Annotated in this window: 11 protein-coding genes; 1 reads left to right on the forward strand and 10 read right to left on the reverse strand. The window is 38.1% G+C overall.

Annotated features, from left to right (window positions below; genetic code table 11):
• Positions 1-46: 46 nt before the first annotated feature.
• The 8 genes from H539_RS0100335 to H539_RS0100370 form a co-directional block, all read right to left on the reverse strand.
• On the reverse strand, positions 47-2,113 hold the full coding sequence (locus H539_RS0100335; RefSeq protein WP_026691852.1) for an Hsp70 family protein: 2,067 nt from the start codon (positions 2,111-2,113) through the stop codon (positions 47-49).
• A 19-nt stretch (positions 2,114-2,132) separates the two neighbouring features.
• Positions 2,133-3,581 (reverse strand): Hsp70 family protein, encoded by a 1,449-nt coding sequence (locus H539_RS0100340; protein ID WP_026691853.1) that lies wholly within the window; start codon positions 3,579-3,581, stop codon positions 2,133-2,135.
• A gap of 110 nt (positions 3,582-3,691) precedes the next feature.
• Complete coding sequence (locus tag H539_RS0100345) at positions 3,692-5,125, reverse strand: hypothetical protein (protein ID WP_026691854.1); 1,434 nt, start codon at positions 5,123-5,125, stop codon at positions 3,692-3,694.
• Positions 5,126-5,155: 30 nt separating this feature from the next.
• Positions 5,156-6,832: an Hsp70 family protein gene (locus H539_RS0100350; protein WP_026691855.1), complete on the reverse strand. Its 1,677-nt coding sequence runs from the start codon at positions 6,830-6,832 to the stop codon at positions 5,156-5,158.
• Positions 6,833-6,984: 152 nt separating this feature from the next.
• Positions 6,985-8,712 (reverse strand): hypothetical protein, encoded by a 1,728-nt coding sequence (locus tag H539_RS0100355; RefSeq protein ID WP_026691856.1) that lies wholly within the window; start codon positions 8,710-8,712, stop codon positions 6,985-6,987.
• A gap of 18 nt (positions 8,713-8,730) precedes the next feature.
• Positions 8,731-10,188, reverse strand: a complete 1,458-nt coding sequence (locus tag H539_RS0100360) for an Hsp70 family protein (protein WP_026691857.1) — start codon at positions 10,186-10,188, stop codon at positions 8,731-8,733.
• Between the two features lie 15 nt (positions 10,189-10,203).
• Entirely contained in the window at positions 10,204-10,992 is a 789-nt protein-coding gene (locus H539_RS0100365) for a hypothetical protein (RefSeq protein WP_026691858.1), read from the reverse strand.
• A gap of 37 nt (positions 10,993-11,029) precedes the next feature.
• The gene (locus H539_RS0100370; RefSeq protein WP_026691859.1) at positions 11,030-13,375 is read right to left on the reverse strand and encodes an Hsp70 family protein; all 2,346 of its coding nucleotides are present in this window, start codon (positions 13,373-13,375) and stop codon (positions 11,030-11,032) included.
• A gap of 611 nt (positions 13,376-13,986) precedes the next feature.
• On the opposite strand from H539_RS0100370, the gene H539_RS0100375 reads away from it, so the two are divergent.
• Positions 13,987-14,349 (forward strand): hypothetical protein, encoded by a 363-nt coding sequence (locus H539_RS0100375; protein ID WP_026691860.1) that lies wholly within the window; start codon positions 13,987-13,989, stop codon positions 14,347-14,349.
• 77 nt (positions 14,350-14,426) lie between these two features.
• On the opposite strand, the gene H539_RS0100380 is transcribed toward H539_RS0100375, so the two are convergent.
• Positions 14,427-16,241 (reverse strand): DUF2357 domain-containing protein, encoded by a 1,815-nt coding sequence (locus H539_RS0100380; RefSeq protein ID WP_026691861.1) that lies wholly within the window; start codon positions 16,239-16,241, stop codon positions 14,427-14,429.
• Complete coding sequence (locus H539_RS0100385) at positions 16,225-18,276, reverse strand: McrB family protein (RefSeq protein ID WP_026691862.1); 2,052 nt, start codon at positions 18,274-18,276, stop codon at positions 16,225-16,227. Before H539_RS0100385 ends, H539_RS0100380 begins: the two co-directional genes overlap by 17 nt.
• Positions 18,277-18,280 lie beyond the last annotated feature (4 nt).

Below are 18,280 nucleotides of genomic sequence, written 5' to 3' on the forward strand. Positions count from 1 at the left end.
AAATGATTGAATTGTGCTTTTACCGCTAAGCCTTTTGATTCTACTACTAAACTGCAACCAATGATGCAACCTCTTCTGCTATTTCATTAATAACTTCTACAAAACGATGGTATTCAGATATTAAATAATGCTTTCCTCCTGTAGAAGTAGCAAAGTTCCGGTAATAATTATAGTTGGGCGATACGACAAAGGTTGTCATTTCCGCACCTTTCAATTCTTTCAATACTTCATCTGCGCTGTATTTCCCCTTTCCAGCTGATGTATGGGCTGACGCGTCTGTGACTACAATCGCCACACGATTGACATCTTCATTCGATTTTTTAAATGTTTTCGCACAAAGCATTATCGCCTCAAAGGTAGTTTCTGGCTCATCCCCGCCATAATATCTAGGACAGTTGGTGACCTCACGTTTAAACTGATCGATATTCTGAGTCAGGCCGTATAGCACTGGCTGTTCGCCATAACATTCATCCCCATAAACCAGTAATCCGAGTTTCAGATTAGCACCAGAACGTTGTACTTCATTTGCAAAAGCATGACAGGTCTGCTTAACACCCTCAATATATGGAGCCATACTCCCTGTCGTATCAATGACAAAGTAAACATGAACCGGTTTTGCTGTTGGCTTTTCAATTGGCTTTCCCTTTTCCATTACAACTGTTTTACTAGACCCCGTTTTCTTATCAGTAGCAGTTACGGTTAATATCCGACTTTCATCAAACTCAAAAGTAACCTCAATGCGCGGCACCCCTTTTGGTGCTCGCTCAATATTGTCAAGGGTAAATCCTCCGTAACATTCATTTTGATTGACATCTTCTGTGTTTTCCCCCTCAAACACATTAATAGCTATCGAGGTTTGGTTATTCATTACCGTTGTAAATTCCTTTGTCTCTTTGGTAGGATAATAGCTCCCTTTTAGAAGAATCGGTTCAAATTCTTCACCCGTTACTTCTATTCCTAAAGAATGAGATATCATATCTTGAACGACATCACCTAAACCATGGGCAGTATTATAAGCCAATTGGGCAGCTCCCATAGCGACTATCTTTGAAAGATCGATATCTGAATAAGGATTTTTTTTGAAATAATTCTTAATAAACTCTTTCACAAATGGTAATTGGGAACTTCCTCCTACTAAAATCACCCTTGATATCCGATCTATTGAGGTCTCAGAACGATTTAGTAGCATTTTCACCTCTCGTTCAATACGATCAATCAGTTCTTCTGATTTACTTCCAAACTGATCTCGTGTCACAATCATATCTAAACTATGTTGAACCCCATCTTTTTCATATAAATTGGCTACAACGATATTAGCAGAATCCGATTGGCTTAATTCCTTTTTTGCCGCTTCTGCAGCCTGTAATAATTTTTGACGTAAATTCGCATACAGGGAGGCATCGAGTCCGGATTGGGCTTGACTGGCCAAATTTATGCCTTGAGTTTTCCTAAGTTCTGAAAAAATCATCCCTAATAAAACGTCATCAAAATCATCACCGCCGAGTTTCTTATCCCCGCCGATTTGGTTAGTCACATACGAACGGCTGGCACCTGTTCCTTTAACGGTAAGTAACGAAACGTCAAACGTACCTCCACCTAAGTCGAATATGAACAACTGCTCATCGCTTCCCATAATTTCATGCCCATACGCAATAGCTGCTGCAACAGGCTCTGTAACAATACGCTTTACTTTAAACCCTGCGCGTTCTCCTGCTTTTTTTGTTTCATCAATTTGATTTGATGTAAAATAAGCTGGTACTGTAATGACCGCTTCAATCTCTGCACTATCATCAACACCAAAATGTTTTTGAACATTTTTATAAATGTGAGAAAGCAGTTCGGTTGCTACATCTGTTGGTGTGAAAATCTCGCCGTCAATGTTCCATGCTTTTTCCAAATCTCCCATATACGTTTTGGAAGAGCTAATATAATTCGTTGCATAAACAACTGATTTTCTCTTCGCTATTGAACCAAATGCCTTTTTACCACTCTGATATAAAAAGACAGATGGCAATACTTCTTCACGTCCAAATGAAATAAATTCATATCGTCCATCTATTAACGTACAACATGCTGAATTGGTTGTACCTAAGTCAATCCCCACTGTTAACACTATAATCCCTCCGAATCTATTAGTCTTCTCTTACCTCATCCTCAACAACCAACTCGCCATCTTGATATATTCGAAATAAGATGGCTCCTGTTTCATTCGTTCCTAATTTCAATGCTGCATCTTCTATAACATCGGGAATGTATGAAGCAACATCGATTGTTCCAATTTGAGAGCAATTCTTTAGAAGAGAAGAATTCCCCTGATAAACCGCGACACTTGGTTTATTAATTGAATAGAAATCCTCTGACCATTTACCATAATTAGAGTTTCTTGGGAGGATGGCTTTCATTCGGCCTCCTTCATTAATGCCCGTACTGTGACTAACTTTTTGTATCACTCTAAACGGGGACTTTCCTGACACAAGCATACCGCAATACATACCAGCCCCTAATCCAACAAGTTCCTCCATGTTTTGAGGCATAATCGGCTTTTTATCAAAAAATTCGGTAAGAAGATCTTGGACCGCTGTGATTCGGCTTGAACCTCCTACTAACACAACATGCATAATATCTTCTACTTCTAGTTCGATATCATCAAGCGTATCTTCAAGCTTATCTCTTATTTTTACAAGTAAATCAGGCTCAATCCATTCGTTAAATGAATCTCTTTCGATATACTCATCGTATACTCCGCCCCATTCATCTTCAAAGAACAGGGGATATTCTTCTTCATAAGTGAGGGCTTTCTTTAGTTCTTCTGCCTCATGACGAATTTTATTTCGGAAGTTGTCCAAGCGTTTATCGGCAGGTTTGGTCGACAGATCAATCTTTAACAGAGAGATGAGTTTATCAATAATCCTTTGGTCAATATCTTTTCCACCCAGTTTTTTATGACCATCTGTTGTAATAACTTCTATACAAACCGTCCCATCTGACTCAAACTTTTTTTCAAAAATAGTAATGTCTAGTGTTCCACCACCAAAGTCAAAAACCAGTACTTTTTCACCATCATGAATTTCCTTGTTTTCGAAAATACCGCAGGATAACGCAGCCGCAACTGGTTCCTCAATTAAGGCAAGAACCGGTAACCTGGCTAATTGAGCTGCTTGCTTAATTTTCTGCCTTTCACGGTGTCCGAAGGCAAAAGGCACACTGACGACAACACCATCAATTTCATTGCCACCATACATATTCTCTACCCTTTCCCGGATATAAGAAAAAATATCTGCTGCGACATCAATAGCCGTTTTCAATTGATTAAAGATTGTCCTCTGCCAGCCATTCCCCTCAATTTCTCTTTTTATTGCACTAACAAATTGATGAGGATCTAGTTCCATTTTTTTTATAGCTGGGGCACCAATCAAGTGTTCCTCCACGCTGTCATAGAAGATGACATTTTCAATCGGCCCAGACTTGCCATAACCTGTGCTAACCAACGGTGGAACCATCTCTACTTGATTATTATTCTCTTTCCAACGTGTCACACATAAAGTAGATGTTCCGAAGTCAATACCTAGATATATACCCATTCACCTTTCCCACCTTACAAAGAAGAACAAGGTTGATACACTCCTTATTCTATTATTCGTGTCAATCAAAAATTTTGTTTTAGTATTATTACCCATACAGAATTACTACTCTATACGCCATATAGTTCACTATATTTTTGAAAATGGTTGCGATGCATATATGTCTTTACAGCAGGATTCTGCGGGACATTTGTGCATACAATATGGAAAACCAGCTTGTCCATCTGAGAATTTCGTTCCGCATACTCTAATACTTTTGTCCAAATAAGCCGCTTACGATCTCTAAGCAATGCGGTCAGAAAATTAATATGTGTCTTATTGTTCATATCAATCTGACTAAGAAGCATATTCATCTGGTAATCAAAATTCCGCAGCTTTGAAAAAGAAATTGCTAGATACTCTAGTCTCTTCAAGTTACCTGAATCCGTATCCTCTAACGCATTCATTAATCCCTCAACATCCTCAAATTCAGACAGGAACACCTTTTCTTTAATAGAATGTACATCGTCCACATAATTTATATGATAATTAGTCTTTTCGAAATATGCCGAAAACCTGCCTTTCAAATCCTCATTTTTCAGTTTTCCAAAACAATGACGAATTATTTGACCAGCTTGAAAGGGATTTATTCGATATATATTTTCATAAAACGTTCTTAACTCCTCATAAATACCGTCATATTCATCTGTCAACCCTTTATCCATAAAGATTTGATCCAATACTGTCCGAAGTATTTTCAACCATTTCTTCATATTTTGAAAGGCGAGGTTGTCACGCACACCTCTTGGCTGCCTTGCCACTTTCTCCGTGGATATATTTGCTTTCGTAAGCACGATATCAAAAGCAGTGATTTTCCCGTTTCTTAGTGCTGCAAGCATATATCGTGGTGCAATCTCTGTCTTATCAACTTGCTCCACAATTAACTCTAGATGTTTACTCAGCTTATTTTCCTCTACGGGCATGCCACTTAAAATATAATCATCTCCACCTAATACGGGATACTGTTTCAGAAAGCTATTCCATTTGGTAAAAAACAGTGGAGAGCCTGCATAATACCCTAAAACACGCTGGACAAGGACTTTAAGTCGTTTTAATCCTAAATTACTTCCGTTTTCAATCATTTCTTCTGCTTCTAATGGATCAACCGTTCGCGCATAGTGTCCCAACAGATTTTTTCTAAAAATTTCCGGAACATCTAATTTATTCTCAGCCACCTCATTTAACAATTTCTTGCTAAATTCAGGATGAACCTCATTTATAATGGGCCGGATGATTTTGGAGAAATGTACTGGCTTCATATCTCGTATCAGCCATGCATTCCGAAGAACCGTTTTAAAGAAAACATCCGGATGGTAGTTTTCTGCTTTGTACTTGCTGTACATTAATTCAAATTCACCGTTAGAGAGACATTCTTTTATAAATGCAATATCCTGATTGCTGATATACATTTCGGCATCCCTTTCAAACCGACGGTTCAAAGCATCTTCAACACGCCGATTTGCCAAGTGGATTTTATTCAAATCAAGAGCAATGTCTATGCTCATTCATACCCCTTCTTTCCTTTAATCACCTATTTAGCTCCCAAAGATAGAACCGTTCACTTTCAAACGGTGAATCGGATCCTTTAACGCTTCACTTGGCGATAGTAAAACAGTTTTCTCCTCAATAGTTAATTCACCATGCTCCAGAATTTTTAAATGAACAGTTTTGTTTCGGTCGAAAAACCATTCAATCCGAATTACATCATCTTTATCAACTGCTTTTTGTAACTTGAAAAATCGTCCATCAATTGGTGTATAGGCTGATGGGTCATTCCCAAGTCCATAATAGAGGAAAATAGGAATATCAATCATTTCTTCTTCTGGTACTTGATATTCAAAAACTCCCTGTTCACCAGGATTGACCGTTCTTGGGATCATAACATCGTAGGAGGAACCAATCTTGATTAAAATATCATCTGCCATGCGGTCCTGTAATTTTAATTTTTTGATTTCAACGTGGTCTTCCTCCTGGGCAAATTGGTAAATGGACGCACCTTTGGAAACAGCCGAAACCGGATCAATAAATTTATATTGGATCATGTCAATATCTGTGAAATATTGACGAATTGTTTCCTCAACTAAATAAAAATTGGACATACCGCCTGTAAATAAAATTTCACTGATGTCCTCAGGCTTAATATTAGCTTCTGAAAGTGTCTGTTTAATTGGTGCAAGAAGAGTTTCACGGCCCTCACGATCTGTATAACAACTGAAAATTTGATTCAGCATCGGATAGGTTATCGTTGTTAAGGTACTTTGTCCATCAATCACTTCAAACCCCACAGCCTGCTCTTGTCTATCGCGACGCCTAGGTTTATCAATATATTGAGAAATTCGATCATTAAATTCAATCTTTGCCTTTTCCGCTTCGGAAACAATACGGGCAATGATTCGATTCTGCTCCTCTATTGCACGATCTGTAATCGAAGAGCGGGCCCTTTCAAATTCTGAAAGGAAATAAGCTCCTAGCAGCTGGTCGAAATTATTTCCTCCCAGATCCATCCGTGGCGATCTCGCAATAATATTTATATCAACATCCCCTGTTAGATCCTGTGAGATATTAGCAATACTCACATCGAGCGTTCCTCCGCCAATATCGTATACAAGAACATTCATTCCTTCTTCTGAAAGCTGTTCTTCAACAAATGCCTCAGGATCATGAATATGCCAATAAAGTGCTGCGGTTGGCTCATCAAGTAAGTTAACATTTTTGAATCCAGCCAGTCTTGCGGCATTTTCAGTCGCTATCCGTTCATCATTATTAAAAGCTGCGGGAATGGTAATTGTCACTTCATCAATTTCCTCATTCAATTGTTTTTCCAATGAGAGTCTGATGGTTTTTAAATACAAAGCCGAGCATTGTTTCATATCGAAATATTCAGATGACTTCTTCCCGCTAATACTTGGAATTTCGACTGCCGATTCTCCACCTATTCTTGTTTTGACTCCTCGTACTGTCTGCATTGGACGAGATCCGCCGCCATAAATACTTTTCGCATATTCCCCTGTATAAACCGTTTCATTATCTAAGTCAAAGTAAAGAACTGAAGGTAGTTCTACTGCGTTTAAATTAGGTGAATGATTTTTGTCATATTGATAGATTGATAGTGTTTTTAGCTTTTCAATTGGATTATCCAAAAAATCATTATACTCGATCACAGATACCGTGCTGTTTGTTGTCCCTAAGTCTATTCCCACAAAATACGCCAAAAGTGGTCATTCCTTTCGTTACACAAGAATCATAGTTATGAATTACAGAGAGTCCTGGAAAACAAGGGGGAACCCTTAGTTACCCCAGTATTGTCCAGTTTACTTACATTTCTATTGGTGCTCATTGTTTTCTTGTGTTTCTTCTATGGTAGTTATTTCTTCACTATTTCTGCTGAAAGAGTGTCTGTTTTTTGTAGTTCTTCAACCACATCGTTGCTTTCCTGTTTTTGTTCTGTTGGTTGTTGTTCTTCAGTCGGCTGCTCATTTTCAGCAGCTTCATTGGTTTCGTTGGTTAGATTTTGATGATGAGCAGCACCCGTTTCTAAGCTGTCTTCAAGTACACTGGAAACATCCATAACTCCTACTTGTTTAGTGCTATCTTGGAATGAATTATTTGTTTCCTCAACCAGTTTCTCATTAGGAATCTTAACAGCTTTGGCTTTTTTAAAGGATTGATTCGTGTCTTTCCAGACAAACTGTGATTCTTCAATTAAATACTGACCTTCATCCTCATATTCAAAAGTAACCGCAGCCTCATAATCTTTACGATTCTCATCGGTAATGGTGATTTGTTCCCCTAATTTCAGTTCTTCACTTCTAACTAGTCCATTGTTTGTGAAAAAAGCTTGCACCCCATTTAGTTTCCCATCTGTATATAAGTCATCTAAATTTGCAAATGCTCTTGCAAACTTTGATATTAATTGCTTGGTGACTTCAGTTTTTACCATTTGTTCTACTTTCTTCGTTGTCATTGCTTCAATCTGTTCGTGTTCTTGCTTAAGTTTTTCATTTTCTAATTTTAAAAGTTCCATTTCTTTTCTCTGGGCAACATAGTGTCGGGATGCTAATGTGAGCTGTTCGAGAATAAGTTGACCTTGCTCAGCCAATTCAATGACGACATCATCTTCACGATTAAATGGCTCTAACTTTTGTGAAAAGTTCACTTTGTCTAGCTTACCTTTCAAATCATCTAAAACACTTGATTTCCCTAGCAGTTCTTCTACTGTTTCTTTTGTCTCATTTACCATTGTTTTGATGCGGCTGATGTTTTTAGATGTATCTTCTAAATGCAGTGTAACGGTATCTCCAATCTTCCCTGGCAATTGACCTAATTTTGACTCCATCTGTGAAATGGAAGAAGTTGTAGTATTAGAAATTTGGTTCAAACGTTCCGAATTCTTATTGACAGAAGATAATATTTTTGTTGTATTATTTTCAGCTACACTTTCAAAATCCGACTTAATCTTTCTAGGTAACTGGTTAAGTTTATAATCCATATTCTTTGCTGCTTCCGGCATTTCTGTAACAACAGGCTTTAAAAAGCTATCTAAATCATTTAACGTTACCGGCATAGGGTACTTTTGTACTAATTGTGCAATTCCATCAATTTTTTGGTTAGTATTTGCAAACTCATGATTATTATCCAACCTATCAAGGTTTCCCTTAAGATTTTTATTTTGTTCCCTTAATTCCTGGTAGCCTTCGTATAACTCACTGAATTTGTCACCTAACTTTTCCTCTAATAATCCGTCTATTAATCGTAATAATTCTTGATTATTTTTCACCCAATTGCCTCTTTCTTCTTTAGAGTCATCTTTTCGCAATAAATTCAAACTCAAGAAAGATGACTTAGAAGTTCTTTGTTCATTATCATCCGATTGTTCGTTTTGTATCGCATGAACACTCTCATTTTCTACCTTTTCTTTAATCTTTCCTGTTCTTATTAATTCATTAACAGAAGGTTTATATTCTTTATTGGGATCATACGTAAAAGGTTTTTCGCCAACTGTGAATTTTATGTTGGTATTATTCTTTTTACCTTTATTTTTAATAATCTCTACAGAAAAATCTTGTAGGACTATATAAACTTTTTCTGACATAACTTCCCCTCCAAAATATTAAACTCGGGCCACTTCGCCCTCACTAACAAATTTACTTTTTTCATTAAACGTCCGGTAACACACCAAACCACTGTCAGACATTTTAAGCTGCATGCGGATAATCCCATTTGGATAATCTTGCTGATTCACAACCAAGTAACCAACTTCGCTACAATGCTCAATAAATGGAGAATTCCCTTGATAGATGACAACTTTGCCTTTCTGCTTATCCTTTGGGAGGGAGAAGTCATAGAATGGTGAATATTGCCCATAAAGTTCGTTACGAATTAAAATTGGTTTAATCGTTTTATTCGTAACCCTTACACCGAATCCGTGACTCGAACGACGGATTACATCGATCTTCTCACTTCGCCCTGTAATTATTCCGCAGTAAATAGCTGCTCCCTTTCCCACTAATTCACCAGGATCATCTATCATCTTCGGTCGTTTTCCAAAGAAGTCCGTTACTCTTTTAGCTATTATTGGTATATTACTTGTCCCTCCGACAAGGATGATTTGTTCGATCTCTGAAATTTGCACAGATATGTCATCTAGGACACGGTCTAGAACGTTATCAATCTTGTATAAGAAGCTGCCTTCTAACCACTCTTCAAGTTGGCTTCGTGTAATAACTTCCTCTAACGGATTATCGACTATCTCAAACTTTTTAAAAATCTCGTACTCTTGCATATCTGATAGTCCAATTTTCGTTTGACGAGCTTCCTCAAAAAGTTCATTTCGAAATCTAGCATCATGTAAAGGCCCTGAGCCCGCAGTCATCATGGATAAAAATTTATCGGCAATTAACTGATCGATATTTGCGCCTCCTAAAAGACGCTCGCCATCGGTATTTTTTACAATGACACTTTTTTTCCCATCATTGCCCAGTATGGCATCAAATAATGTCACATCAAATGTTCCGCCGCCTAAATCAAAGATAAGTACAGTTTCTTTCGACCCTGGTCTTAATTCATCAAATAATCCGCTTGACAGCGCTGCTGCAACTGGCTCTTCTATTAACGCTAACACTGGCACACCCGCTGATTTCGCTGCTGTCTCGATCTTTTTCCGTTCTTTAGGCTCAAAGGCATAAGGAACACTAATAACTGCCCCCGTAATCTCTTGGCCTCCGTAAATTGTTTCAACCCGCATTTTTATGAATGTAAAAATATCGGTAATAATATCTTTAGCCGTTTTCTTATGCCCTCTTATTTCACGGGACCATCTATCGTCATCCAAATGTCTTTTAATTTCACTTACACCGTTCCAAGGGTCTAATTGACAATGCTTAACAGCCTTTTTCCCCATAATCAAGTTACATGACTCTTCGTAGTAAACGACATTATCAACGTAGTTACCGGAACCATATTCAGATGGGATTAAATTCGGTACAGGTAAAGCTATTTGTTTCTCTTCATCCCACTTTGTTACATATAAAGTGGATGTACCAAAATCAATGCCTATGTATAATGACATTGGTCCTCACCCTCTTTATTTTTTTTCATATTTCCATACATAACATTGCCCTGTACATATTGGTACCTGGCCACTATAACGCTTATCATTAAAGAAATACGGGAGCATGACTAAATCAGCAATCTTCCCATGAAGAGCCTGATTATCGGTACTTTCTGGAATGAGTTCTAAATGGTCAAAATCCACATCTTGGCTAACTTTGTATATTTTTGTAAAAATACCATATTGTGCGATAAACTCATTAAAAAAGTTAACAAGCCACTTATAGTAGTTTGGACTACTCTTTAAGCCTTCTAGTAACGCAGGCATAACATGCGAAATAAGCCCTTCTCCAAATGCTTTTCGAAGGACATCTTTCACTTTTTCCTGGACTTCATCTACATCATTACATTCATCAAATGATGTCCTTAAAGCCATTTGCAGTCGTTTTTGAAATTGAATTACATATTTAGGGAGAATTTGTATATTTCTTTTTACATCATCAGGAATTGATTCCTGAGTCAGTACACTTTGTATCTTAGTCAATAATTCTCTCGTATCTTTTTGAATTATGGATTGGGCAAGTTTTAGAAACATAGTCCCGTTTGTTACTTGTTCATAAAGGGCTGGAATCTCATTCTTCTCGATATGCATTTGTTCAATAACATGTCCCTTTGTTTCAAGTAGTTCCTCCGGTTTCTCTCCCTCGGGTTCTGGATACGGGGTACGAATAAGAATAATCCCTCGTTTTTCAAATAGCTTTCTTCCTTTAAGCAAGACCTCATGCATATCCTCTAATGATATATTCTTTAACTGATCGGTCATATAAGCATCTCCTTTCTAAACTGATAACGAAATCCAGCTACTTTGCACTATGTTTCGTGACATGTCCATGTGATAACAATTTACCTGTCATTTTGTCTTTCACTTCAGCTGCTACATTTAACCCGTATTTTTTAGACATTTCAAAAGTGATTTCTACATCAACATCCGTTCTTACACGAGGCGGAATGTTTGAAATGGTCAATTTTTCTATATGCATCATATCTTCGTCTGTCGTATAAAGGCAGCGGCTGCTTACATCCCCACGATAGACATTTATTTCAAGGGTTTCCGCATAATCATGTAAGGGCATAAGTATTACAGATTCACGTGCTGGAAGTTCTGAACCACTTGGAATGACCATCTGAAAATCAATTCGATTTTTCAACACGCCAAAGTGATGCATTGTTTTATCAAAGATTTTCGGTTTGTCAGTAATACCCCCTTTGCGGCCAAATTCACTAGCAGCATAAATAGCTGCCCCTTCCGCAATGACTATAGCTGCATTTTTCTCATAATTTGGTTTAAAGCCAAATGCTGCTTCCACTTGTTGCTGAACATAAGGAATTAACGAAGTCCCTCCAGCAAGAACAGTAATATCAATATCGCTATATTGCAAACCTGCTCTCTGCAAAGCATTTGAAGTTTTTTGCAGTGTACGCTGAACAAACCTTGCAATCCATGTTTCAAAAGATTTACGTAGAACAATAAACTCAAATGGCCTTTTCTCAGCTGGTGCTATATATAGTGAAACAAGAAAAGAAGCCGAATCAAATTCAGATAGCTGTACTTTCAGTTCTTCTGCTGCTTTATACATGGCAGTCTTATTTTTTTGATGCTCTTCATCACTGATACCTAAGAAATCAGGTTCATCCAAAATAAGGTCATGCTCATCTTCAAACATATCCATCATCTTTTCCACAATCGTCCGGGTAATGTCTTCGCCACCTAATTTCACATCCCCGTCATCGCCAAGGTTTCGGTACTTTCCATCTGCTTCCGTTTCAATAATGGAAACATCAAACGTACCTCCGCCCCAATCGTAGACAAGAATCTTCTTCGCAACACTCGAATCATATCCATAGGCAATCGCAGCAGCAAAGGGCTCACGAATTAATCGGATCTCGTCAAAACCAGCAGCATAGGCAGCTTGGCGTGTAGCATCTTCTTGCTGTGGGGTAAAGGAAGCCGGTATACCGATTGCAGCTTTTGTGACATTACCTAGTTCTTTCATTGCCTTTTCCCTCAAATGGCGCAAAAACAATTGTGTAGCTTCTTCCGCTGCCACTTTGAACGTTGACTCCTCGCGATCCTTATTCATGGTCATCTCTAATCGAAACTCATCATAATTTTGGGTTTTAACATCAACAATGTTTGCCTTTTGCCGTAATCCGCGGTCATTCGTAATAAGTATCGGATTCTCACTGTTTAGTTTTAAGGCAATAGACAATATTTTGTTGTCATTTTTATCGTTGTTTGTGGTCCCTTTAAAGAAATCATCCGGTAACAAGGTTAAATCTGAGCTCTCATATCGAATTCGGTTTTTATGCTTATCTAAGTAATCAACAGCCTTCTCGGCCTGAAATTTAGTAGAAGGATTTGTTTCGATATGGTAATTAAGTTCTTCTGATACTGTAACAGGTACGCAAACATCATCCTCATCCAGAAACTGCTTGATTAATTCAGGAACTTCGATGAACACATTGGTATCGACTACGTATGTAGCTTTTGCTATGTCTGTTGGCTTAGTTTCAGAATTAGCCTTCTGATATTTCACCTGGAAATAGCGGTCCTTCAAATCTCCTAGTTTTCTTTTAAAATAGCGGATTCCACTTTCAGGGTTCACAATGCGTTTGTTAACTGCCTGTTTGCCAAATACAATTTTTCCTGGCTCTTCAAAATACACCGCACTTGGGATAATGGATTCAGATCCAAATTTTAACGTTTTTACTGACCCACCATCATAATAGGTTACAACTGAATTAGTAGTTCCAAGGTCAATTCCTATTTCACGGCCATCAGTCATGTCTAGCACGATATCTTCAAGTTCTTCGTATTCCTCTGCAACTGTTTTATAGTTGTGAACGTTTCCTTCTTTTTCATCTATAACTCGAGCATCATGTTCATCGTTATCGGCCGACTCTTCTTCAAACAATTCAAAATCAATATTAGCATCTAAATTATCTGAATCCCATACATAATCAGTCTTTTCTAGGTCAGTTTCTATTTCACTATCATCATTGCTTAAATCAAATTCGTAAACGTCCAAACCATCATTAAAATCATCATCTTGTTCTGACTCTTTTGGAGTTTCATCTGATGTATCTACTTTGTATAGATTAATAGTCTCGAATTCATCTTCAATTGAACCTGATTTTTTTGTCATAGAATTATCACTCCTTCATTGTATCCTAGTACTTTTGCCAAAAAGCCCTTAAAACTTTGAGACAATTTAACTATTTAAACTTAATTAAGCAAATTTGGAAATAATAAAATTTTACCACATGGTTTTTATAGAAATTGTCGTTTTTTGTCGAATTTAGTAGTGTTCTTTCTTTTTTGAAATATAATGTTGTTCTTTGTTATATTTTGTTAATAAAAAACCTCGATGAACTATACATATGAAATACCGCTAAAAACCAAATTACTAATAGCAATGGGATTATATAATCTTTCTCGGTGATCCCAGTTGCTAGTAAAATCGGTTAACTTCATTCTCACGGAAACATTTCATAATGTTTAGATTTTTAGCAATTCTTAATTCCTTACTTTGCCATACAGGGGTTATTCGGAAAATCACGCTACCAATCAGAAGCGAATTCCAATCGATCATCCAGTGTATAATTAACTATCAAAGCACAGTTAATATAAATCGAAATCACCGGGATTAAAATGATTTCTGAAAGGTAAAACCAAAAGGCCAAAAAGTATCAGGTATTTCCCGGAATCAATGAACTTACTAGATTCTTAAGCACACATGTAAAGAAATGAATTTAGATGTCTGTTAAGAACTTTGAAAGCAACAGTAAAGAAACGAAAGCTAACTGCTTTGAAGCAGAAAAATCCTTTATTTCTCTTGGCTTGCTGGAAATGTTCGATCTCTTATTATACGAAGTAAAGGGTGGAGATAATCCGGAAATTTTCGTCCGGATCAACTCAAAGCTACAAATTGAAAACACCATTAAAAACGCTGACAATTATAATAACACCATTTTAAACAATGTCCACAAAAGACATAAAATTTCTGTTGAGATGCTCACGTACCTTTTTGAGAATGAAGTCAAAACAGTAGAGTTTTGGAATTATATCGAGGAATATTTCCTTGGTAGAGTTCCACAGCAGGTTTTAGAGAGAGTTTAGTAGGTATAAAAAACAGTACCCAAATGAAAAGGGTACTGTTTTTTTACATAATTTTTATTATAACTGCACTTGTATCCTTAAACCTGTTGTCCTTCCAGCAATTGCAAAAAAGGCTCACTAAGCTGGATAAGCCGATCAATAGCCTCCACCACTTTATCCTCGAGATGTGAGTTATCAAAGCCTGGTGTTAGTTCTATAAGGTTAAGCTTGTGATCAGGAAATTCCTGCTCACCTGGTATGCTATAGCGATTTGGATAGATTGCCCATACCTCATAAACCGGACTGAATTGCCCCTTGTATAAACTTTTTACATCTCCGAACAGGTATGGTGACTGAAGATTGTCTCCGTAGCTGACCAATTGCCTCATGACACCGTTCTGCTGGTTTGAGAAGATCAGGGTTTGATCCCAAATCGCCCTTCTTGGTCGATATTTAAAATCAAAAACAATCGTTCCGATAAATATCTCGTCCTTATAAACATCTATTCTTCCGTCAGGGCATGTATGAGTACCGCGTGTGTATAGAGGCCTTTCCATAGTTGTGAACTTGCTTTGGGTAGGAAGTAAGGCTTCATAGACTAAGTGTACTCGAACATTGTCCTTTCTGAATACGACTTCTGTAGCTGACGGCAGAGTGGGTACTAACAGCTTATGGCCGTCAAAACGTTCATTGAAGACCCAGCCCTTTTCAGCTGTGTATCCTACCTTCCTGCTTCCCAACGCTTTGATGAACTGGAGGTAACCCCAAATTTCATATAGCTTATCGGTCCGTTTCCATTGATATGAATACGACTTATCCATCACAAGCTGGATCTGCTCACTATTTAATTCACGGTAAACCTGGTAAAGGGCCCTGTACCGTGGGTCGCTGTTCATTACGTAAGGCGGTACTGTTGAATAGTATGGCCCAACGCTTTCATACCACGGTGCCGTCTTAATCCACTGAATCGCCCCTCTCATCTTCCTCGCCATTTCACTAAATGACTCCAGTTCAGTCAAAGTCCTATCTTTTTCCCTCTTAGTTCGGAATTCACCGAATTGCCCCTCAGTTTTAACCTTGTATTCCATCCGCTCTACAGCATCTATAAAATTTGAAAGAATGTGGGAGAGAGAATTAATAATCTTTTTAGTAAATCGATTCTCGGGAATGTCATATAACGTGCTACTTATGGGTGTTTTCAGGACATTCTCATTTTCTGGATGGCTAACTCGATGCCTGATTGTTCTCTCATCGATTTGTCTTGATTTTTCTTTGGGAACAAGCACATAATTCTTGGTGATCTTATAGTTCACGTTTCTGTATAAATCACTTAGGGCAGACATAACAGATGGAAATCGATTCTTTATAACAATGAATTGGCCCAGCAGCCCCTGAGAAATACCTTCGTAGCCTGTGTGCATTCCCGTTTTCTTCAGAATAACATCACGTGCTAGCCCTCTAAGCTCTTTTTCAACTTCATTCCTCATTACTTCCCACTGTGCTTCTTCCAGTTGCTTCGGAATTACCTTTATCCAGCTGTAATACCGCTCCCCCTCATGATGAACAACAAGACGGTAGTACCCCGGTATTAACGGATAATAATTATTGCCATTTGCAAAGAGAGTGACAGGCTGTTCTGATGGCGGTAGAAATACATCACCTTCCAGTGGATCCACCTCAAGCAATCTCTCCGATAATGTATCCAATCCATCCATATAAAATCTGGAGTCTATATTATTCGAACGAAAAGTGACCGATAGGTCGATATTTTCCTTTATTTCGACAAAGCTCTCTTCCCGTTTTACATAGAAATCCGTTTCCGAGTTGAAATAATCGTTTATGGGAAACTCAAGGTAAGCCTCCCCACGCTTTTGAGTAAAAACTACTTCAAAGCCTTTAGAGGGTATAGCCATTAATCTTCAACTCTTTCGCCTTATGAATTATCATATTTCTTGTATTATAAAACTCGGATACTTCATGAAACTTATCAAGTATATCTGCCAAGCTGCTGTCTATGACTGTGCCGTTAATGGAATCATAAGTACCTAGAAACTTCTTGAGCTGTTCTTCTGGTCCCCTTACCTTGGTCATAATTCTTTGTACTATTTGCAAATCAACTGCATCCTGTCTCGATAAAATCTCACTATTAGGAAGGTTCTTTAGATACATATCAATCTGGCGAACAATCCTTGGCCCTGCACCGATGTTTTTATTTACGCTCTGCAGCTCTTGATGGATTTCCCAAAGCAGCTCAAGTTCATTATTACTAAGTTGAATTTCACGGTCATTATTCCGGAAGCTTTCATACATTTCAAATGTAATCGACTCTTTTTCTTTCTTTAGCGGCCATCGCTTTTCCTCAGCTGCATTTTTCATCTCTTCCGATAGCAGCCTTAGATTTTTGAATGGTAGTACATTAAGTGAAATGACATTTGCGCGATCAAGGACCTTGTCAGAAAAATGATAGGTCGATTCATCAAGATTTACAGTTCCAACAAAAATTACGTTTTCCCCAATAGGAATAATAGGCGGATATTGTGCCGAATTATATAATCTATTTTCCAAGTCTTCATTGTAAAGCCTCAATACACGGCGAGGGCCAGATTCATTTTCAAGTACAGACAGGAACTGAGAGAAGTAATGCTCTACACGCGCCAAATTCATCTCATCAAAGCAGATAATATGGAGTTTCTTTTTATTTTCTTTCGCGCTCATCAATGTATTGATGAGTCCTGAATCTCCTGGGCGGTAAACCATGTGAAGTGTATCCGCATAGCCAATGAGATCTGCATCGTCCGTCCAGGCTGGCCTTACAGGGATAAAGGTCATTTGATGGCTGTCAAATAGCCCCAGAGCCTTGGCGTAGGCTTGTACAAGCTTGGATTTTCCTGTACCGCTCATGCCGGCAAGAATTACAAGGTTGGAGGATTTCATAGCTGTATGAAAATTATATAAATCAGCCTGATCGTATAATAATCCTTGTTCACGAGTGATATGTGTGAACTCATCCATTAATCTCTCTTCTGATATTTCAACCTCGGTAAGCGGCATAGGTTCGGTTTTTCGTTCCTGTTCCTGCGTTTGCTGCTGTGGGATAGCTTCTTTAACCGTATCCTTACTTTTTGGAGGCTCGACGGCTATGGCAGCGGCCACTTCTTGAGAAGCTATGTGAGCTTCGTCCGGCTTGATTTCTGGAACGTCCTCATCCAAATCTTCTCCCACAGCAACCAATTCAGAGATGGCAGAAAGGATATCAAATGTTATAAACATGATGCTTTCTCCATAATCATAACAGTCATCAATCCATTCATCCTTAAAGGCAATAGATTTTAAGGGTTCATGTACTGAAAGAGCAAAGCCGCCGTGTGCGTAGTGGTGACCACTGAACTCTCCAAACACTCTATATTCCTCATTATTGTTTTTCCACAGAATATATTTAGGAGTATCATTTGGTTCATTGGAAATATTGTCAACACGCCCAATGTATTTTCGATTTTGCAGCCGATACACAAACTCTGAATAAGAGCTTCCATGTTCATCCTCACTAAATATCGGAAGAGGAATCAGAGATACATCATCCTGGAAGCTTTCGGCTTTTGGAATTAATCTGATTTCTCGGCCCACAAACACTTCTGTATGATCGAAAAGAACCTTCCGTATTGGTTTAAAAACTACAAGATTATCCTGCAGAAAATCCTGCAGCGCGCGAATCCTAAAGTGCTGCAGGTCATTATAATTGTCTTCAAATCCCCATCTTTCGAGATCGGTCGCATAACAGGTTACTAGCTTAACATTTGGAAAGCTTTCCGGTTCCTCCGAAATGATTTTTACAAAAAACTGAATAACATTTTGGCTGTTGATATAAATTGCCTGTTTATCTATCGTATTTAGGACATAATCCTCATCAGCCAGGATACCTACTAAATCACTGTTCCAAGATTTATTCAAGTCA

Source organism: Peribacillus kribbensis DSM 17871 (assembly GCF_000430765.1).
GTDB classification, from domain to species: Bacteria; Bacillota; Bacilli; order Bacillales; family DSM-1321; genus Paraperibacillus; species Paraperibacillus kribbensis.